This is a genomic window from Streptomyces sp. NPDC002870 (assembly GCF_042888505.1).
Lineage (GTDB): Bacteria > Actinomycetota > Actinomycetes > Streptomycetales > Streptomycetaceae > Streptomyces.
The window spans coordinates 36,449-55,888 of sequence record NZ_JBIAPW010000018.1; the positions used below are offsets into that span (position 1 = coordinate 36,449).

19 protein-coding genes and 1 pseudogene are annotated in these 19,440 nt (G+C 68.3%); 15 read left to right on the top strand and 5 right to left on the bottom strand.

Annotated elements, in window-relative coordinates:
• Positions 1-14: 14 nt before the first annotated feature.
• The 4 genes from ACFYWY_RS22135 to ACFYWY_RS22150 all read right to left on the bottom strand — a co-directional run bounded on the left by ACFYWY_RS22135 (position 15) and on the right by ACFYWY_RS22150 (position 3,466).
• A complete protein-coding gene (locus tag ACFYWY_RS22135) occupies positions 15-413 on the bottom strand; it encodes a hypothetical protein (protein WP_389189282.1) in 399 nt (132 codons plus the stop codon).
• 487 nt (positions 414-900) lie between these two features.
• On the bottom strand, positions 901-1,422 hold the full coding sequence (locus ACFYWY_RS22140) for a hypothetical protein (protein WP_389189285.1): 522 nt from the start codon (positions 1,420-1,422) through the stop codon (positions 901-903).
• On the bottom strand, positions 1,407-1,643 hold the full coding sequence (locus ACFYWY_RS22145) for a hypothetical protein (RefSeq protein ID WP_389189288.1): 237 nt from the start codon (positions 1,641-1,643) through the stop codon (positions 1,407-1,409). Before ACFYWY_RS22145 ends, ACFYWY_RS22140 begins: the two co-directional genes overlap by 16 nt.
• A 2-nt stretch (positions 1,644-1,645) precedes the next feature.
• Positions 1,646-3,466 (bottom strand): glycoside hydrolase family 15 protein, encoded by a 1,821-nt coding sequence (locus tag ACFYWY_RS22150; RefSeq protein WP_389189291.1) that lies wholly within the window; start codon positions 3,464-3,466, stop codon positions 1,646-1,648.
• A 1,199-nt stretch (positions 3,467-4,665) separates the two neighbouring features.
• On the opposite strand from ACFYWY_RS22150, the gene ACFYWY_RS22155 reads away from it, so the two are divergent.
• The 7 genes from ACFYWY_RS22155 (at position 4,666) to ACFYWY_RS22185 (ending at position 12,830) form a co-directional block, all read left to right on the top strand.
• Positions 4,666-5,058 (top strand): hypothetical protein, encoded by a 393-nt coding sequence (locus ACFYWY_RS22155; RefSeq protein ID WP_389189294.1) that lies wholly within the window; start codon positions 4,666-4,668, stop codon positions 5,056-5,058.
• Between the two features lie 1,259 nt (positions 5,059-6,317).
• Positions 6,318-6,878, top strand: a complete 561-nt coding sequence (locus ACFYWY_RS22160; protein ID WP_389189297.1) for a hypothetical protein — start codon at positions 6,318-6,320, stop codon at positions 6,876-6,878.
• A 96-nt stretch (positions 6,879-6,974) separates the two neighbouring features.
• Positions 6,975-8,099 carry a DUF4331 family protein gene (locus ACFYWY_RS22165; protein WP_389189300.1) on the top strand — a complete coding sequence of 375 codons (1,125 nt, stop codon included), beginning with the start codon at positions 6,975-6,977 and terminating at the stop codon, positions 8,097-8,099.
• 16 nt (positions 8,100-8,115) lie between these two features.
• A complete protein-coding gene (locus tag ACFYWY_RS22170; protein ID WP_389189303.1) occupies positions 8,116-9,468 on the top strand; it encodes a Dyp-type peroxidase in 1,353 nt (450 codons plus the stop codon).
• A 161-nt stretch (positions 9,469-9,629) separates the two neighbouring features.
• Entirely contained in the window at positions 9,630-10,307 is a 678-nt protein-coding gene (locus ACFYWY_RS22175) for a hypothetical protein (protein WP_389189306.1), read from the top strand.
• Positions 10,308-10,353: 46 nt separating this feature from the next.
• The gene (locus tag ACFYWY_RS22180; protein ID WP_389189309.1) at positions 10,354-11,397 is read left to right on the top strand and encodes a VOC family protein; all 1,044 of its coding nucleotides are present in this window, start codon (positions 10,354-10,356) and stop codon (positions 11,395-11,397) included.
• Between the two features lie 5 nt (positions 11,398-11,402).
• Positions 11,403-12,830 (top strand): FAD-dependent oxidoreductase, encoded by a 1,428-nt coding sequence (locus ACFYWY_RS22185; RefSeq protein ID WP_389189311.1) that lies wholly within the window; start codon positions 11,403-11,405, stop codon positions 12,828-12,830.
• 145 nt (positions 12,831-12,975) lie between these two features.
• Here ACFYWY_RS22185 and ACFYWY_RS22190 read toward each other — a convergent pair whose 3' ends face one another.
• On the bottom strand, positions 12,976-13,164 hold the full coding sequence (locus ACFYWY_RS22190) for a hypothetical protein (RefSeq protein ID WP_389189314.1): 189 nt from the start codon (positions 13,162-13,164) through the stop codon (positions 12,976-12,978).
• Positions 13,165-13,620: 456 nt separating this feature from the next.
• On the opposite strand from ACFYWY_RS22190, the gene ACFYWY_RS22195 reads away from it, so the two are divergent.
• The 8 genes and pseudogenes from ACFYWY_RS22195 to ACFYWY_RS22230 all read left to right on the top strand — a co-directional run bounded on the left by ACFYWY_RS22195 (position 13,621) and on the right by ACFYWY_RS22230 (position 19,118).
• Positions 13,621-14,292, top strand: coding sequence for a BBE domain-containing protein (locus ACFYWY_RS22195; protein WP_389189317.1), 672 nt, complete (start codon positions 13,621-13,623; stop codon positions 14,290-14,292).
• Positions 14,289-15,008, top strand: a complete 720-nt coding sequence (locus ACFYWY_RS22200) for a hypothetical protein (RefSeq protein ID WP_389189320.1) — start codon at positions 14,289-14,291, stop codon at positions 15,006-15,008. Before ACFYWY_RS22195 ends, ACFYWY_RS22200 begins: the two co-directional genes overlap by 4 nt.
• 78 nt (positions 15,009-15,086) lie before the next feature.
• Positions 15,087-15,350: pseudogene (locus ACFYWY_RS22205) on the top strand (hypothetical protein); the annotation flags it as partial.
• Positions 15,351-15,463: 113 nt separating this feature from the next.
• The gene (locus tag ACFYWY_RS22210) at positions 15,464-15,964 is read left to right on the top strand and encodes a hypothetical protein (RefSeq protein WP_389189323.1); all 501 of its coding nucleotides are present in this window, start codon (positions 15,464-15,466) and stop codon (positions 15,962-15,964) included.
• A gap of 181 nt (positions 15,965-16,145) precedes the next feature.
• Positions 16,146-16,343 carry a hypothetical protein gene (locus ACFYWY_RS22215; RefSeq protein WP_389189326.1) on the top strand — a complete coding sequence of 66 codons (198 nt, stop codon included), beginning with the start codon at positions 16,146-16,148 and terminating at the stop codon, positions 16,341-16,343.
• A gap of 1,166 nt (positions 16,344-17,509) precedes the next feature.
• Positions 17,510-17,809, top strand: a complete 300-nt coding sequence (locus tag ACFYWY_RS22220; RefSeq protein WP_389189329.1) for a hypothetical protein — start codon at positions 17,510-17,512, stop codon at positions 17,807-17,809.
• A 261-nt stretch (positions 17,810-18,070) separates the two neighbouring features.
• On the top strand, positions 18,071-18,328 hold the full coding sequence (locus ACFYWY_RS22225; protein ID WP_389189333.1) for a TetR/AcrR family transcriptional regulator: 258 nt from the start codon (positions 18,071-18,073) through the stop codon (positions 18,326-18,328).
• Positions 18,329-18,467: 139 nt separating this feature from the next.
• Positions 18,468-19,118: a TetR/AcrR family transcriptional regulator gene (locus ACFYWY_RS22230; protein WP_389189336.1), complete on the top strand. Its 651-nt coding sequence runs from the start codon at positions 18,468-18,470 to the stop codon at positions 19,116-19,118.
• The last annotated feature ends 322 nt before the right edge of the window (positions 19,119-19,440 follow it).

The following is a 19,440-nucleotide window of genomic DNA, read 5'->3' on the forward strand; positions in this document are numbered from 1 at the left end:
CGCACCACCACGCCTCAGGACACGGTCCGCACTCCCGCCAGCTCATCCGGCCCGACGGTGTGACCCAGCAGGTGCAGCGGGCCTGCCGTCACCCCGGCACGTTCCACGGCCTCCCAGTAGGCGAGGGCCGCTGACCCGTCCACCAGGCCGTGCACCAGCGGCAGTTCGGGATCCGCCGCGTGCAGCAGCCGTCGCCGTTGCGGGGCACGATGTCCTCGTGCCTGCGCGCTTCTTCGGTCTCGGCCACGATCCGGTGCAGGGCTCGCCGAAGTCCTCCGCGCGCTCGTCGTCCCGCGCAGCCGCAGACCGGTGGCGAACGGACCGAAGATCCGGTGCACGTCGGGCAGCGGGCGGTCACGGCCGCTCACCGCCAGGCCGACGATCAAATCCGCCTGGCCGGTCAGCTGCGCCAACTCCTGGTGACAGGTTGGTCAGCAGCGGCGCGTACAGGGTGGCCCTTGCCTTCGCCGCGAGCGCTCGCGCGTTCGGCAGCGGGAAGAGCACGCTGGTCGATGAACTGCCTCCGCGTTGGCCCGAGGCGCTGGGGAACCGAATTGAACTCCACATCGGCCTGTTCGCCCTGCTGCGCACCGACGCCTACGTTCTGCTGACGTTATGCAGGACGGCGGCGTGGTGGAGTTCCGCTTCAGTGCATGAACCAACAGCAAGGTCTTCCTGGACAACCCGTGCTTCCCGAAGTCGGAGAAAGCCCGGCTGCGGCCGGAAGTGGAGCGGGCCCAGCAGGTCGTGGAAGAGATCATCACCGCAGGCACCGGATACGGACAGGACTGACGATGCCACGCATCAGCGAACACACCAAAAGCCGCAACGAGGCGGCGATCCGGGCGGCCATGGACCGGCTGCTGGCGGGCGACCTACCGCCGGGCGGCAAGGCCGACCTCAAGACCCTGGCCGCCGAGGCCGGGGTGAGCCGGACCGCGTTCTATCCGAAGAGGGACCGCGACGGATCCGCCCGGCCCCTACCAGCACCTCGCCGAGGAGTTCGAGCGACGGCTCCGAGCTCTCCAGGAGGCCGGAGAGGTCGTCGACCCGCGGACCGCCCAGATCGAACGGCTCAAGCAACAGGTCGCCGAGCTGAAGGACCGGGTCGCTCGCCGTGATGCAGAGCTGGCCGAACTCGCCGCGTTCAAGACGCTGGCGGTCTCCCGGCTGGCCGCCCAGCACGACGAGATCACGCGTCTGCGCGAGCAAGCCGAAGCCGCTGGAAACGTCCGCCGTCTGCCCGGCTCCCGCAACGGCACGGCAGCGTTCGGATCGTGCAGTTGAGGCTCGTCCGTACGGCAACAACGCCTCGTCGACGATGCCCTGCGGGTCGGCCGCCAAGTCCACGGTCAGACCGGGCTCGTTGGGCCGCAGCGGTTCGAGGGCGGCGTACTGGGATTCCACTAGTCGGACGGGCATGAAATGGCCCGTGCGTCCGGCGACCCGTCGTTCGGCGGACGCTCGGACGCCCCGGTCACCCGGACGTGCTGGGCACTCGCGACCGCGATGAGGTCGCCGAGGGCTCCGCGGTGGTGGGCGCCGGGGACGGCATCGGCCGTGCGGTGGCCGCGGGCGTAGAGTTCGGCGACTTCGGCGGCGCTCAGCCGCGGTGGTCCCGCCGGAGTGGCCGGCGTGACCATAATCAGCGTCTCTGTTCCTGGTCGAGTGCCTTGTCGAGGGTGGTGGCGGCCATGATCAGCGACAGGTGGGTGAATGCCTGTGGGAAGTTTCCGAGTTGCTCACCGCTTGGACCGACCTCCTCGGCGAAGAGTCCGACGTGGTTGGCGTAGGTCTGCATCTTCTCGAAGGTGTAGCGGGCCTGGGGCAGCCGGCCCGCCCGGGCGAGCGCGTCCACGTAGAGGAAAGTACACAGACTGAAGGTGCCTTCCGAGCCGCGCAGCCCGTCCGGTGATGCTTCCGGGTCGTAGCGGTAGACAAGGCTGTCGGAGACGAGTTTGCGGTCCATCGCGTCGAGCGTGGACAGCCAGACGGGGTCCCTGGGGGCAATGAATCCAACTCTGGGCATGAGCAGGAGGGAGGCGTCCAGGACTTCGCTGTCGTAGTGCTGAATGAAGGCGCGCTCGTTCTCGCTCCAGCCGCGTTGCATGACCTGCTCGACGACCGCGTCTCTGGCCTTGCGCCATTTCTCCTGGTCGGCGGGCTTGCGGAAGGCCTCGGCCAGGCGCAGCCCATGGTCGAAGGCGACCCAGGACATCACCCTGCTGTAGGTGAAGTTTTTTCGGCCCCCGCGGGTCTCCCAGATGCCCTCGTCCGGCCTGTCCCAGTTGTCGGCGAACCAGTCCAGCGTTCTGGCAAGGGCCTTCCAGCCCTGGAAGCTGGCCTGCCGCGCCGTCTCGCCCTCTTGCGCCAGCGCATAGACGGCTTCGCCGTAGATGTCGAGCTGAAGCTGGTCGGCAGCACCATTGCCGATACGTACGGGGGAGGAACCGCGGTAGCCCTCGAAGTGATCGAGTGTCTCCTCCGGCAGGTCGGGGTCACCGTCGACCCGGTACATGGTCTGCAGCGGCTCTCCGTCCCTGCCCTCGCGCTCGCGCAGCCTGTCCACCAGCCAGTGGACGAATGCGGTGGCCTCCTCGGCGAAGCCGAGGTCCAGCATGGCGCGCACGGACAGAGCGCTGTCACGTACCCAGGTGAACCGGTAGTCCCAGTTGCGCTCTCCGCCGACCTGCTCGGGCAAGCCCATCGTGGCCGCCGCGATCAACGCGCCGGTGGGCGCATAGGTGAGGAGCTTGAGGGTGATGACCGAGCGGTGCACCAGCTCGGGCCAGCGGCCCCGGTAGCGGGACTGGCTCAGCCACTGCTGCCAGAAGCGGACGACTTCCTGGAACTGTTCGGTCAGCCCGTCGGCGTTGGGGGAAACTGGCGCCTTGCCGCCGGACGCGCAGACGGTGAAGACCGCACCGTGGGCCTCACCGGCGCTCAGTGTCACGTTGCCGCGCACGTCCTGACCGTCCCGCTCCAGCGGGAAGGTGGTCTGCAGGTGCGCATCGTTTCCCGGAGCGCGGAAGAGGGCGCCGTTGCCGTCGAGTTCGAGCTGATGCTCGGCCCGGCCGTAGTCGAAGCGCGGCCGGCACTCGAGCGTGAAGTCGACGGTCCCCCGCACGGCGCGTAGCACGCGGATCAGGGTGTGCCGGTCCGTGGCGGTGCGGGTTTGGTCCGGGGGCATGAAGTCGACCACCTCGCCCACGCCGTCCGGCGACATGAACCGGGTCACCAGGATGGCCGTGTCGGGGTAGTAGAGCTGTTTGCAGGCCGCGTCGGGGTCCTCGGGGGCCAGGCGAAAGTACCCGCCGTGGTCGTGGTCGAGCAGGGCGGCGAAGATGCTGGGAGAGTCGAACCTTGGAGCGGCAAACCAGTCCACGACGCCCTGCGACGACACGAGCGCGGCGGTCTGCAGGTCGCCCACCAGGCCGTGCTCTGCGATGGGTGGGTAGCGGTCCATGGTTGCTCCGGAGTCTCGGAGAATGCCCCGCCATCCACCATTCCTCACCTCGGTCGTCCTTGCCACGTCGCAGCAGTCGACGACCGCTCGCCCACGGCCGCAGGCGACGGCCACCCCGCGCGGGCAGCACCTTTACGGCGTAATGGCCCCGGCCGCAGACCCCGCCGCAGTTCGGGCGGTATCAGGAACGCCGAGGCGACGGTAGGTGCCGGAGCCGTGCACCCTCTTCGATGCCGACCGGGCTGCGGCGGACGTTACTGGCTGGGGTCGGCCTGGGCACGTCGTATCCGCGCAGGGATACCGGTCGTGTCCGGCATCGCTACGGCGATCGGGAACTCCCGGCGGAGCGGGGCTGAGCCTGTCGCCCGCCGGCCCTGGTTCCAGCGGGCTATAGCGCCGAGCGACTCCGCCCGCAGGATCGTATTGCGCTTGACCGGGCTGTTGGGGGGCTACATGCTCCCGACCGAGGCCGATACTGCAGGCCGTCGCTCGAGTCTGAGAGCGCCGGGCCCGTGGACCAAGGAGGCCACGCTTGGAAGAGACCTGTACCGGACGGCAACTGATCCTTCGCCAGGGCGCGAACAGTGTTGTCGAGGTTGAGCTGGGTGCGGCGCTCCGATCTTACACGGTCGGTGAACGCGCGGTGGTCGACGGATTCGCCGCACAGGACCAGATCACCGGGGACCGCGGCCAGATGCTGACTGCCCCTGCACGGACGCGGCTGCGAGCGCGGCCTGCCAACGGCAGACGAGCCGGTCGCCGGGACGGCGTACGACTTGCGTGCGCCGCAGGCTGTCGGAGCACGCCAGCTGGACACCCCCTTCAGCGACCTCGACCGGAGCACGGACGGGCGGGCCGTGGTCCGCCTGGCCCACCCGTCGGGTGCTTACGGTACGGACGTGTGACTCGGTGAGGGCGCCAACTGGCTGACGGCAGCGGCGAGCAACAGGCCGGATCGGGCGGGCTTGCCGCTACTGGCGCCCAGCTGTGGCCCTCTGCGGCGGGAGCTGTGCTGCTGATCGCAGGCACCGTGCTTCTCCGGACGCGCACCCGCCGTGAGACCGCACGCGAGGCATGCACGCGAGTGTCCCCGCACACGGGTGTCTCCGTATCCCCCACACGGGTGTCCCCTGTGGCGCGGGCGCACCAGTGACTGCTTGCTGGACCGAAAGGGGAACCGAGAAAGAAGGCGAGCTTGCATGGAGGCGAAGAGCGAGAGGCTGCGGACGCCTCGGGCCGCCGGGATGGCAGGGGCCGTGCTCGCGGTGCTGCTGGCGGCGGCGATGGTGCTGATGCGGATCGCCATCCCCTCCGGGAACGCTGCCGACGCGGCCGTCGATCCGGACCAGCTCTGGGCAGTGCGCGTGGCACTGGAGATCGTCCCGTTCGCGGGAATCTTCTTCCTTTGGTTCATGGGAGCCCTGCGCGCACAGGTCGGCGGAGCCGAGGACAGATTCGTTACCACCGTGTTCCTTGGCAGCGGACTGGTCTTCGTCGCCACCCTGTTCGGAGCCGCCGCCGCCGGCTCGCTGACTCTGATCGGGGACGAACCCACGAGCCGTACGACCGGCCGCCGCTGTCCAAGCAGGTGATCGAGGGGTGGGTAGCGGCGGGCCACACCGGGCCGCCGCGACGCGATGACGTCGAAGCGGAGTGGCGGCTCGGCGTGCCCGCCACGGAACTGGACCTGGCGGGCCAGCATCTGCACTTGGCCGGTGGCGAGAGAGTCGGGTTCGACCGCCCACTGATTACGACCGGAATACGCGCCCGGCCATGGCCGAAGCCGGCAGAGGCGGCGCTGAAGGATGTGCGTGCTGCGCACCCGCGACGACGCTGACCGGCTGCAGCAGCTGCTGGCCGCCCGGCGGGCCAGGTGCTAGTCAATGGCGTCGGGTTCACTGGTTCTGAGATGGCGTCGGTCTGTCGCGAGCTCGGTTTGGCGGTTACGTCGCCGACGCCAGGCTCGCACCGCTCGTGGCGGCGCTCGGCGGTTATCCGGCGCGACGCCCCGAGGTGGAAGATGCCGTTGGGCGGTACTGGGCCTGCCGACGGGTCCTCCGACCGAGGTAAGCGCGCTGCCCGAGACCCCGGCGGCGGCGCACTCGGTCAGTCGACCCGATCACACAGCGGCCTTCGGTCTAGCTGGGATGATCTACACGAGGCTGCGCGGACGAACCGTGGCGGGGTCCCCGCCGGCGTGCACACGAACCCGCTGCGCCCCGGCACAGCCAAGGACGACCAGCGCGACGCGGGCCTGCCGGGGGTGTTCGCCCCAGGCCACCTCGGCGGCCGAGTACGCCGCGTCGCTAGGAGCCGGGGGTGAACGGCCATCGGCCGAGCCGTCACCCGATCGAGCTGGCTGGCAACGGAGAGTTGAGTCACCCGCCGCGGGTGAGGTGTCGGCGCGGGATACAGCGCACACCGCAGCTCGTGGGGAGGCTCAGTCCTTCTGAAGAGGCTACGATGAAGATCGTGAGGCTCGTCGCCGCCCCGCTGGCCGTTGCTGCCGGCGCCATGTTCGCCGTCCGGCAGGGACTGACCGCCAGATAGCGGGCCGCCGTTTCGGCGTGACTGCCGCTCGCCGGGCGCTCAGGCCATGCGGCGAAGCAGACCGAGGTGCCAAGCGGATCCGGGACGTGCCGGCAGAACGCTCGACTGACGGCGATCGTGCAAGGTCGAGGACACCGACTTCGGGGCGTGGTCGCCCCAAATCGCTCGAGGAGATCGTCGCGGGGAGGTGCGTCGCCACTGCACTACTAGCCGGCCGAGGACATAGGGAATCCCAGGACATGGTGACCGCCTGCCGAATAACTCAACACAGGCGAACGATCCGGATCTAGGAGGAGCAGTCATGACGACACCTGCCAGCAAGAAGTCGGGAAAGGGCAGGGTTCACGGCGTGGTCTCGGAATTGAGCGCGCTTATGAGCGTGAAGGAAGGCCACAAGGAGCCCATGAAGGCAACGATCCAGGTGTTTGAGGACCGGCTGCGCGACCCCCGCACTCAGTCGGACCTCGAGAGGATCGGCCTGCGTAGCCTCCGGTTCGTCCTGTTCGACGACGACAGTCGGCTGATGTGGTTGACCTCGTTCGAGAGCGAGTGGGACCCCTACGTCGATGACGCCCTCGCCATCATCGGCCTGCCGGTGTGGGCGGATTGGCTGCAGCACACCAATGAGTTTACGATCGAGGATGTGGACGCGGTCACCAATGCCGACATCAAGGCGTTCCTCCAGTCGGGCCAGATACAAGCCGCGGGATTTTTCGACTTCTTCGGCGACGTGACGCAGCCGCAAGTCACCAAGGCGCTGCGGGTGAACAAGGCGTTCCAGCAGGTCCTCGATGACCCCGCCGCCCAGGCGGCGCTCGCGCAACCGGCCCTCAAGCCGCTGCTCGATGAGGCTGCCGACTGACGCCGAGTTCGGTGCGCAGTTTAGGCAGGCGGCGCCCCTTGCGCCGCCTGCCTAATACGGCTCCAGCCGCCGTTCCGACTCGGAAGGGTCGATACCATGTCAGACCATTTCTCCGGGCCCCGGGCCATTGCCGGTCCCGCCGGTGACATCTGCGACTTCTACGTGTTCCCCAGCCCTTCGCGGCCGGGGTGGATCGTCCTGGTGATGACCGTGCACCCGAACGCGAAGCCGGACACGGCGTTCTCCGACGCCATCACCTTTCGCTTCCGGATGCGCCCGGTCACGATCTCCGACGAGGTGACGCACCTCGCCGTCGGCACGGAAGCCGAGGAGATCGCCTTCGACCTCTCCTTCGCTCCTCCGGCCCCCGGTGACGGCTCGGCGTTGGGGCAAATCGGGCGCTGTGTCGCGATCTCCGGTGAGCCCGTCGCGGTCACGGTTAACGACTCGTCGGGTGCGCACACCGACGCCCTCAGCGTCTACGCCGGCCTGCGTTCCGACCCCTTCTTCATTGATCTACCCGCCCTCCAGAGGTCCATGATGAGCGGGCAACTCGCCTTCTCCTGCCCCGGCACGAACTCCCTGATGGGAACAGATGTGCTGGGCATCGTGGTCGAGGCTGACTACGCACCCCTGCTCACCGGCGGGCATGGGGCGGTGTTCGCGGTGGCCGCCGAGACGGTCGTCTCGGGTCCGCTGCCCATCAGGCTCGAGCGTACCGGCCGGCCTGAGGTCAAGAACGTCATGTTGTCACCGAAGACCTACGACTCGGTCAACAGCGACATAGAGCTGCGCGATTTGTACAATCTGGAGGATCCGTTCCACATGGGGAAGGACTACCGCGCCGCCTACCGAACACGGCTCAACGCGAACCTTCCGGTTTTCGACAGTCTCGACGGCAAAGTAGATTGGCCCACCACCGAAGACGGCGCCCACCCGTTGACCGAGCTGATCCTCGGCGACTACCTCGTCATCGACATCTCGAAGCCCTATACGGACAACAGCTTCTTCGAGATCGAGCAGTCGATGTTGGCCGGGCACCCGCATGCGACCTGCGGCGGTCGTTCACTCAACGACGACGTGATGGACAAGATCTACACGCTGCTCATCACGGCCGGGCAGGGTCCCCCGATCAGCGACGGCGTCCGCGCCGCGACCACCCCCGCAGGCACCGACTTCCCATACCTGGCGCCGGCCAACCAGCCCCCGGCTGGGCAGTGACGGACAGGACACGACCATGACCCGTACGACCGCGCCAACCAGCGCCGACCTGACTGCACTCGAACTGGACGACATACAGGCAGGCACGCTCCGGCCTCGCCCCGACCCGTATGCCGGCGCCTACCTGGTACTTCGCATCGACGACCGGCGCGACGGCCAGGAACTGGTGCGCCGACTGGCCGAGGTGGTGAGTTCGGCCGCCGACGTCCTCGATCCTCTCGCCCAGGCCTCGCTCAGCGCCGCGTTCAGCTTCGCCGGCCTTCGGGCCCTCGGCGTGCCCCAGGACAGCCTTGACACGTTCGCACCGGAGTTCCAGCAGGGCATGGCAGCACGTGCGGACAAACTCGGTGACGTCGACCGGAATGCCCCCGCGCACTGGGAACACCCACTCGGCTCGTCCGACGTGCACGTGGTGCTCACGCTGCTCGCCCCAGACGTCGCACGGTTCGAGGCAACCCGCGCGACCGCCCGAACCGCCCTGGACAAACTTCCCGGCATCGGGCGGGTCTGGCGGCAGGACGTCTATTCCCCGTTCGACGGGCGGAACTCTTTCGGTTTCCACGACGGCATCTCCCAGCCCGGCATCGAGAGCAGCGGACTTCCCGGCCGCAACCCGCATGAGGCTCTGCTCAAGCCGGGCGAGTTCGTCCTGGGCTACCTGAACGAGACCGGGGATGTGTCACCGACACCGCAGCCGGAAGTGCTCGGCCGCAACGGGAGCTACCTCGTCTTCCGCAAGCTCTACACCGACGTGGCCGCGTTCCGGCGGTATCTCCACGAACAGGCCACGAGCCCGGCCGAGGAGGAGCTGCTCGCCGCCAAGCTTTTCGGACGCTGGCCCAGCGGCGCCCCTTTGATCCTCGCTCCAGACCACGACAAGCCCGAGCTGGGTGCCGACCCCGACCGCAACAACGCCTTCCTCTACGGCGACGATCCTCAGGGTCTGATGTGTCCGGTCAGCTCCCACGCGCGGCGGATGAACCCCCGCGACGCCGCGGTCACCGGCGAGGTGCGACTGCACCGGCTGCTCCGCCGCGGTGCCACCTACGGACCGCCGCTTCCCGAAGGCGTCCTCGACGACGACGGTGCCGACCGCGGCCTCCTGTTCGCCGCGGTCAACGCCAACCTCGCGCGCCAGTACGAATTCGTGCAGGCCCAATGGGCCAACGACGGAAAATTCATCGGTGCGCCCGACGAGCATGACCCGCTCATCGCCGCCCACGATGAGCACGACCAGTTCACACTGCCACGCAAGCCCATCCGCCGCCGCCTGCGGGGCCTGCCGACTTTCGTCGTCAACCGCGGCGGCGAGTACTGCTTCCAGCCCGGGATCCGGGCTCTGCGCTGGCTCGGCGACCCGGACACCTGACCGGAATATACCTGGGCCCGATCGGTGGTCGTCGATCCAGGACCTGCACCAGCAGCCCAACGCCAAAGCCGCCGGGGCGCGGCTGACGGTCAGCAAGCAGGTCAGGTCTGCATCGCCATCAGACCGAATCGGCTCGACTACCAGCTTGGGAGGCGCCAGTGATGGCAGAGGCCGAGCTCACACCTAGCGCAGTTCGCAGTCCGCGGGCTGCCGCCATCGCCGGCATCGTGTTCGCCGTGCTGTACGGCGCCGTCATCGTATTGATCCTGCAGGCGGTGCCCTTTAGTCCGACGGATGCGGGGACGTGGCTGACCAGCTCAACCCAGCGGGACTCCGTGGTGTTGGCGCTGAACCTGGTCCCATTCGCGGGAATCTTCTTCCTATGGTCGATAGGCGCGCTTCGTGATCAGCTGGGCGTCAGGGAGGACAAGTTCTTCGCCACGCTCTTCCTCGGCAGCGGCCTTCTGTTCGTCGGCATGCTGTTCGTGATGGCCGCGCTCACTGGCGCACTACTCATCTTGGCCGCCGAAAATCAAGGCCGCCCGCTGCAGGACGTGTGGATATTCGGACGTGCGACCGCCTACAACCTTATGAGCATATACGCGACGCGCATGGCCGGCGTGTTCGTACTCACCACGTCGACGCTCGCCCTACGTACCGGCCTGTACCCCCGATGGCTGGCGCTGATCGGCTCCGCGGTCGGCCTTCTCTTGTTGATCGCAGCTGGCATGATACCGCTGCTCGAACTGGCATTCCCGATCTGGGTTCTCATCGTCAACATCTATGGGCTCATCGTAAAAGCAGCTCCGCGAGCGAAAGCAGCTCCGCGGGCGGCATGAGGCGCTGGCTGCGCGTGATCGTCCCCCACCCCACGGAGGAGCTCCGATGTCCACCCGTACGGATCCCTGGCCCGCCGGCACGCCCTGCTGGGTCGACCTCAAGGTCCCTGACGTCGAAGGCGCCGTCGCCTTCTACACGAGCGTCGTCGGCTGGACGTTCGTCGACACCGGCGCGGAGTACGGCGGCTACCTCATCGCCCAGGTCGACGGCCACGCCGCCGCGGGCGTCGACCCCGCCATGCAGGAGGGCCGGCCGTCGGCCTGGACGGTGTACCTGGCGAGTGACGACGCGGACGCCGCCGCGAAGCTGATCGGCGAGCACGGCGGCTCGGTGTTCGCCGGACCGATGGACTTCGCCGGGAGCGGCCGCGTCCTCGTCGCCACGGACCCCACCGGCGGTGTGTTCGGCGTGTGGCAGCAGACCGGCATGATCGGCTTCGAGGTCCAGGACGAGCCGGGGTCGTTCGCCTGGGACGACATGCTCCTGACGGATCCGGCCGCCGGCAAGCGCTTCTACGCGGACGTGTTCGGCTTCCAGTACGCGGCGCTCGGCCCGGCGGCGGGTGAGGTCCCCGGCGACTACGAGACGTTCCACGTCGGTGGCCGCCCGGCCGGTGGCATCGGCGGGATGATGGACGCTCCCCCCGGCACGCCGTCGCACTGGAGGGCCTACTTCACTGTCGCGGACATCGACGCCGCGGTGGAGGCGGTCGGCGACGGCGGCGGCGCGGTACTCAGGCCCCCCCGAGGACACGCCGTTCGGGCGGATCGGCGTGGTCGTCGACCCGTTCGGGGCCCAGTTCGGCTTGCGCGCGCCACCGGCCGGGCAGTAGGGGCCGGATCCTCGGGGGGTGTTCGTCGTCGACGACACCGGGTTCATCAGGAAGGGGATTCGCTCGGCGGCGTGGCGCGGCAGTACACCGGTACCACCGGAGAGGTCGACATGCAGATGCACGGGGTTGGCGAACAGGTACTTTCCTGCGGTTTCGAGCGCACTGGAGGACATTCTTCATTCGGGGTGACCTGGATGTGCTGCTGCTCGGTAGGCGCAGGGACCGATAGACCCCGAATCAGGTCGTCAGGCGGGTGAGAATCGTGACCAGTCATTATGATCTTGTCGTGGTCGGGGCCGGGCCAGCCGGGGAATCCGCAGCACAGATGGCGGCGAACCTGAGGTATTCGGTGGCGTTGGTCGAGCGCGACACCGTCGGAGGGGCGGTCGTGACGAGCGGCGGCGCACCGACGAAGACCTTCCGGGAGGCCGCCCTGTATCTGAACGGGTTCGAAAAGGAGGCCATCTACGGGATCTCGCTGGCCGCCCCACCCGAGGTGCTGTTTAGGCCGCTCACCACCCGGGCCCACGAGGTGAGCGCGGCCATGCAGCAGGCCACACTGGACCGGCTGCAGACCTTCGGTGTGCACCTGGTGGCCGGCTCGGCCCGGCTGGAGGACGGCCACACGGTGCTGGTGCGCTCCACAACCGGCGAGGAGACGCGGCTACACGGCGAGCGCATCATCCTCGCAACCGGATCACGACCACTGCGTCCGGCCAGTGTGCCATTCGACGACCCATGGGTCTTCGACACCGAAGAGATCATGGAGATCAGTGGACGGCCCCGGCACATTCTGATCGTGGGTGGCGGTCCAGTCGGGGTCGAATACGCCACGATCTTCCAGGCACTCGGGGTGCCGGTAACCATCGTGGATACCGCTCCCCAATTGGTGGCGATGATGGACGAGGAGATCTCTGCACGGTTGGAACAGGTGTTCCGACGACGCGGTACCGAGGTCATCACCGGCACCGGGATGGCGTCGACGCAGCGAGACGGCGACCAACTGCGCACCATCTTGACCGACGGCCGGGAGCTGCGGCCGGACGCCTTGCTCTTCGCCGCGGGGCGCAGCGTCGATGTCACGGCGTTGAGTCTGGACACTGCCGGTATCGAGATCGACGAGCGGGGTCGGGTGGTGATCGGTGAGCGTGGGCAGACGAGCTGCCCCTCGGTCTTCGCCGCGGGAGATGTCACCGGCCCGGCGCTGGCGTCGATCGCTACCGATCAGGGGCGGCAGGCGGTCTGTGGAGCCTTCGACCTGAATTTTTCCGTCCACGTCGACCGACTTCCGGCCAGTGCCGTCTACGGGATGCCCGAGGTCGCCCGGGCGGGTATGAGCGAGCAGGACTGCAAGTCGGCGGCCATTGCCTACGAGATCGGCCGTTGCGAGCTCGGCTCCACCCCGCGCGGTCTCATCGCTGGGGAGGAGGGCCTGCTGAAGCTGGTGTTCCGGAGAGAAGACGGGGCCTTGCTGGGCGTGCATGTGATCAGCCAGATCGCCTCCGAACTGGTCGGTACCGGTCAGGCGATGATCCACGGTAAGGCCACCATCGAGGACGTACTTCGGATGGCCTACAGCACTCCGACCTACACCTATGGCTACAAGCTCGCCGGCCTCGACGCGATGCTGCGGTTCGACCCGGACGTGCTCCGGGGCATGCGCCTGCCCTCGGAGGCCGATCGGGTGTAACCGCAGCCATGTCCCGAGCCACTCGTTCGCCGCGATGAGGATCGCGCCGCAAGTCTTCTGACCCCGACGTGACCAAATCGGCTCCCGGACGGGCCGAAGAAGAATCCCGCGTCGGCGTACCAGGACGGCACGGTCGCCGCTGTGGTCATGCGGCACCCTGCCGGACTCCGGAACTGTCCAGGTCGGCGACCTCGAACTCCTCCTCGCCCACGCCGCCCGTGTGGCCGGCGCCACCACCGTGGAGCGCTACTCGACTCGTGAAAGCGCCCCTTCGGTCGGCTATGGCGTCCACGCTGAATTCCCTGACGAGACCGCGGCTTTCGTCCAGCTCCACTGGACACTGAGAAGCCGTATCTCAATCGAACGTGATCCGTTGATTTCTGCTGGTCAGGCATGGTTTTGCTCGCGGTGAGGGAGGCATGCGGCGTCTGTGTTCGCTTCATGGTCGAGGGGTGCGCGGTGGCGTCGGTCTGGGAATGCTGGAGGAGCGGGAGGCGGCTGCCCGGGTGCGGGTGGAGGGCCTGCGGGAGGAAGCCGCGAGGTTGGCTGAGGTGTTGGAGGCGGCTCGCGGTGCCCGGCCCGCGCAACACCGACGTCGGCACTGTTCTGGGCCCTGCGCGGAGGCGGCGGCAACTTCGGCGTCGTCACCCGCTTCGGCTTCCGGCTGCACCCCGTCACTGCCGTCGTAGCCGGGGCACTCGTCCACCCGGCTGCCCAGGCGCGCACAGCCCTCCGCGCGGCCCGCGACTGGCTCACCACCGCCCCGGACGCGGCCTCGCTGATCGCCATCATGTGGACCGCGCCGCCGCTGCCGTTCGTACCCGAGCGTCTGCACTTCGAGCGGTGCGTCGTACTGATCCCGAGCTGGTTCGGGCCGCCTGAGCAGGGCGACGAGGTGCTGGCACCGCTGCGGCACGGTCCCGCCCGTCCAGTCTCCGACAGCGTCGCCCCGCTGCCGTACACCGCCTACCAGCGACTGCTGCCCTCACCGCCCGACTACGCACGCCAGCACGTCTACAACCGCGGCGAACTCCTCACCGAACTGTCCGACACCACGCTCGACCGGCTCCTGGGCCACTCGGACACGGCCGGACCGAACTTCTCCGTCGTCCTCGGCGCGCTCGGCGGCGCCATCGCCCGGGCTCCCGCAGAGCCGACCGCGTTCACCCACCGCAGCGCCCAGTGGTTCGTGGAGATCTGCGCCCAGTGGTACGGCGACGCCGACAGTCCCGAACACGTGGAACCCGCACGCGCCGGCTGGCAGGACCTCCAGGACGTGACCGAAGGCCCCTACGTCAACCTGCTGCCCGACCCCGAGTCGCAGTGGGTGCGCGTCGCGTACGGAGAGGCGACGTACACACGCCTGGCGCGTCTGAAGGACATGTGGGACCCGGACAACCTCTTCCGCTTCAACGCCAACATTCCGCCGCTCGCCGCCCAGGCCAAGGAGACCGACCGATGACCATCGCATCCAACCCTGCCGAGCTGATCGCGCAGCTGCGGCAGGCGGGCGCGCAGCTGTGGGAGGAGGACGGAACCCTCCGTTACCGCGCCCCGAAGGGAACGCTGAGCGCCGTACAGCTCCAGGCACTCAAGGACTACAAGGCCGACGTGCTGGAGTGTCTGCGTGCCGAGGCCCGGCCCATGGCCCTTGTACCCGATCCGCTGGCCCGCCACGAGCCGTTCCCGCTGACCGACGTGCAGGCTGCCTATCTGCTGGGCCGCAACGAGGTCTTCGGCTACGGCGGCGTCGCCTGCCACGTCTACCTCGAAGTCACCTACCCCGACCTGGACCCGGCCCGCACCGAGGACGCCTGGAACCGGCTCGTCGAACGCCACGACATGCTGCGCGCCGTCATCGACCCCGCGGGCCACCAGCACGTCCTGCCCACCGTGCCGCGGCTGAACGTGCCCGTCACCGATGTGCGCGGGGCAGACACCGAGGGCGCGCTCCTGAAGGCGCGCGAGGAGATGGGGCATCGTGTGTACGACAGCACGCGGTGGCCGCTGTTCGAGCTGCGGGTCACGCGTACCGACTCGCGGGCCGTACTGCACCTGTCGATGGACTTCCTCATCGCGGACTGGGCGAGCATCTGGCTGCTGCTCGCCGAGTTCGAGACCTTGCATGCCGACCCGGATGCTCAACTCCCCGCCCTCGATGTGCAGTTCCGCGACTAACTGCTTGCCGAGCGCGGTCTGCGCGAGTCCCCTGCCCACCAGCGCGACCGCGATTACTGGTGGTCACGGCTGGACACGCTGCCGCCCGCCCCCGACCTGCCGCTCGCCGAGGCGGAACCGCGGCAGCAGCCGCGCTTCCGGCGCCGGTACCTGAAGCTGGACACAGTCGCCTGGGAGCGACTGAAGGACCGCGCCCAGCGCCGCGGCCTCACTCCGTCCTCCGTCGTGCTCGCCGCCTACGCCGCGGTGATCGGACGCTGGAGCCGCAGCCCGCGCTTCTGCCTCAATCTGACGGTGCTCAACCGGCTGGCGCTCCACGAGCACATCGACCGCGTCGTCGGCGACTTCACCACCGTCAACCTCCTCGCCGTCGAACCGGGGGCAGGCGCCCCCTTCGGCGAGCGGGCGGGCAGCTCTTCGACGACCTCGACCACCGCCTGTGCTCCGGAGTGGAGGTGCTGCGCGAACTCGCCCGCCGCCGAGGCCGCGAAGCCGCCCTCATGCCCGTCGTGTTCACCAGCGCCATCGGCCTCGGTGACGGCGGTACGGGCAGGCGGGCCGAGGGCCGCCTGGACGGCTTCGGCATCACCCAGACCCCGCAGGTGTTCATCGACTGCCAGGCCATGGACGATGCCGAAGGGCTCCAGGTCAATTGGGACGTCCGTGACGGCGTGTTCCCCGACGGCTTTGTGGACGACATGTTCGACGTCTTCGACACGCTCATACGCGGCCACAAGGGCGCCGCCGGCCGACAGCGGGCCGAAGATGTCGTACACGGACAGGTCGAAGCCGAGGTTGGCCAGGCCCAGCAGCGCCTGACCCGGGCCATGGCCACAGCAGACCTTCACAGTGGGGCCGACACGGGGCGGGTCGCCGGGCGACAGCGGCTGGATACCCCCGGTCCCGCCCCGCAAGGGCCTGCCGCAGTGCGAAGAAGGGTGGTGCACTCCTGCTGACAGGGGATCAGGGACTCGGCAAGACCATGCTGATCCGGCACGCTACGCACCTCGCGCAGGGGTTCCACACCGTACGCGCTGACGGAGTGCGCCGCTGGTCAGCGAAGCGCTCACAGCCGCCAGGCGGGACGCCGAGGTCGCCCGCAGGGTCCACGCCGCGTTGAGTCGGGTGGAGAGCGAGTTGAGGGACCTGGTTGAACTCGCCCAGCGAAACGGCACGGTCGGCCCCCTGATCGATGCGGCGGCCTGCGCCCGCCTTGTGTTGTGCGTGTCCCTGGGAGTGGACGTACTCGCCGCAGTAAGGGCGGACAGCCCGGACCATGGTGCCTGGACCTCGCTGATGCACGTTCTGTTCGCCGGGCTGGGCGCTGCCGAATGAACCTGGGGAGAGGCCTTCCGCGGCGCCGCGGTGATCGGTGAGGGCGACCTCAATCACCGGCGGGACACGGCCACGAATCAGTGAAGTCACCGGTCTTGCCCCGCTCAGTGCGGCCAAAAATGCAGGAAGAATGCTGGTCAGTGCATTACGAGTGCGTCACCTGATTTTACCTGCGTCCCGCCTGTGTTGACACCGCAAAAGGCGCACGTCACTCTACCGGTGAGCCGGCGGCGAGGCCGTACACACGTGAACCGGATGCCCGATTCCAGGGCCGATATTTCTCCTTTCAGCAAGGCTGATCGCCTCTTTGGAATGTGATCGAGGGAAAATCGGTTCGGCGGCCTAGGGATCCCGCACCGATTTCCGCATCAGGTCCTTGCCTGTCTGGCAGTCAATTCCTGATCCGAAAAGGAGAGAGACATGTCCCGGCGAAGTCTGCCCCTCGCTGCCCCACTGATCGTTACCGCACCGAGTCCCTGAGGCCAGGACGACAACGACCGTGCGCTACGGGCCGTTCACCCTTCCCGCCGCGTCAGGGCACGACCACGGTGAAACCGGCAACCGCCTTGCGCTGAACGTCCAGAAGCCGTGCGACGACTGCTTCATCACGGGCTTCAAGCCAAACCTCGTATATCCGGACGGGTCGAACGCGAACGTCAACACCGGTCCGATGCTCCACCACGCGGTGCTGGGCACCCACTCGAAAAGCGACGTCGTCTGCCGCGGCCCCCAGCGGAAATTCGCCTCCGGGAACGAGCGAGTGGAAAGTGTCCTGCCTCCCGGATACGGCATCAAAGTGCGCCGGGTGAGCGCTGGAACATGCTCTACGACCTCATGAACCATGCGCCCCAGAGCAAGACCGTCTACATCACCTTCGCCTTCACCCATGAACCCGCGGCGGGCTCGAGGCTCCAGCCTGTGACACCGATCTGGATGGATGCGGGCGGCTGTCTCGGCAGTGCGTACGACGCTCCTGAGGGCGCCAGCGAAAAGGTCAGGCGGTGGCGATCCACCATTTCCGGAAGGCTCGTCCACATGCGGGGCCACCTGCACCACGCGGGCCGTTCTGTGCGTACGGAGAACCTCACCACGGGAAAGCTGCTGTGCAACGTCGTGGCGGAGGAGGGCGGAAGCCCCGACTGCTGGGGCGGCGCAGCCTGCGTCAAGTGCTGGACTTCACCGGGCCGTTGCATGTGCTCGTCTGGTCCGGTCTGACAGGTATGGTGATCAGTGGTGCCGTCCTCGGCCCGGACCTGGCACTGGCAGCCACCCGGGTGAAGCTGGGACTGGTTCTCCTGGTCGCTCTCAACGGCGTGCACGCGCACGCTCTGCACCGCTCCCTCGCGGAGCAGGCGGGAGGGCGGGTGGAGAGACGGCTGCTGGTGCGAGCAGCGATGTCCGCCGTGGTTTCCCAGGTGGGGTGGTGGGGGGCTGTGGGGATCGGGTTCCTCAACAGCCAGTCCTGAGTGGCAGCCAGTGCTTCTGAAGTGCCTGCGCGGACCGGTAAGCCCCGGCACGGGGCGCGCGTGGAGCCCCCGGCACACCCGGTCCACCCCTCGGTCACCGGTCGGTAGGTGCACACGTGTGCACCCGTACCGCTGGTGACCGTGGGGGACCAGTTCGAGCGTGCACCTGGGAGCCAGGCCCATCCGGAACGGACGGCCGACTCACCGGAAGCGTCAGCGAAGACCGTGGCGGAGGGGGTGGAGGCTGCGGCGGAGACGACGGTGCGGACTCCCGCAGAGGCCGCGGCCGCCGCGGACGTCTCGGCGCGACGCGCGTTGCTGGACGCAGCGCTCGATGTGTTCACCGAGCGCGGCTACACCAACGCGAGCGTGACGGAGATCGCGGCGCGTTCGGGGATCCCCGTCGGCAGCCTCTTCCACCACTACGGGGGCAAGAGGGGCATGTATCTGGCGTTGTGGGAGGAGTTCCAGGAAGAGCAGGAGCAGCGGACCGCTGCGGGGGTCGCCGCTCCCGGGTGACCGGCGCGCCACCGCTGGGGATTCGCGCGCAGGGTAAAGGAGCTTTCCGAACGATGTTCGGTAATCGGTGGCGCATGTAAGGTGAAGCCAGAAGCAGGGCGCTGCTGACTGCGGCGCCTTACGGTGTGGGGGTGCATCGGTGGGCCGACCGACCAAGCCGATTCTCAGCCGCGGGCGCATCTGCGCCACGGCGCTGGCGATCGTGGACCGGGACGGGCTCACCGAACTGTCGATGCGCAGGCTCGCACGGGAACTCGGGGTTCAGGTCTCCTCGCTCTACGAGCACGTCAAAACCAAGGACGACGTCCTCCACGAAGTCGCCAACACCATCATGGAGGACGTGGACGTCTCCGGCTTCGAGACCGGCGACTGGCGACACGGCGTGGCCTCCTGGGCCAGGTCCTACCGCGCCGCGCTGGCTGCCCATCCCCAGATCGTCCCGTTCCTGGCCTACGGCCCCGCCCGCCGTGAAGCCTCCCTGCGGCGCGCCGACGCCATTCATGGCGGCCTCGTGGGCGCCGGCTGGCCGCCGCGCTATGCCACTTTGATCGGTGCCTCGACCAAGTACCTGGTGGTCGGGTCCGCGATGAGTTCGTTCGCCGGGGGGTTCGAGGACGACGTCCAAGTCTACGTCGAGCGCTATCCGCACCTCGCGGGGGCCCACCGCCTGCGCGGCCGCGCAGGCGTGATCGACCGGGACAGCTTCGAACTCGCCCTGGAGATGTTCCTCGACGGCCTCACCGCTCTGCACGCCCGCGTCACGGCACCACAGAAGCCGGCCGGTTCCTGATTCGCCGCGCAGAGCGCGGCAGCGGACCTCAGGCGGACGCGGAGGGTGACTTGCCGACGACGTCTTGTCCTGCACGCTGGGCACCTCTAAGCTCGCGAACCGAACGCCGTTCGGCATAATCGGTGCCGCGCGGCGTGTCCTTCGCTTGTTCGCCTGGTTCCACGGCGCCGCCCGTGAGCCTGAGGATCGTGGTCGACATCCCTCGCTGATCGAGGAGATCAGGACCCACAAGGGCTGAGCACGTTACTGCGTCACGGCTCGGACACCGAGTCGTGCCTTGGCAGACACCGACCCGGTCGACTGCCCCTGCGGTGACGCCTCG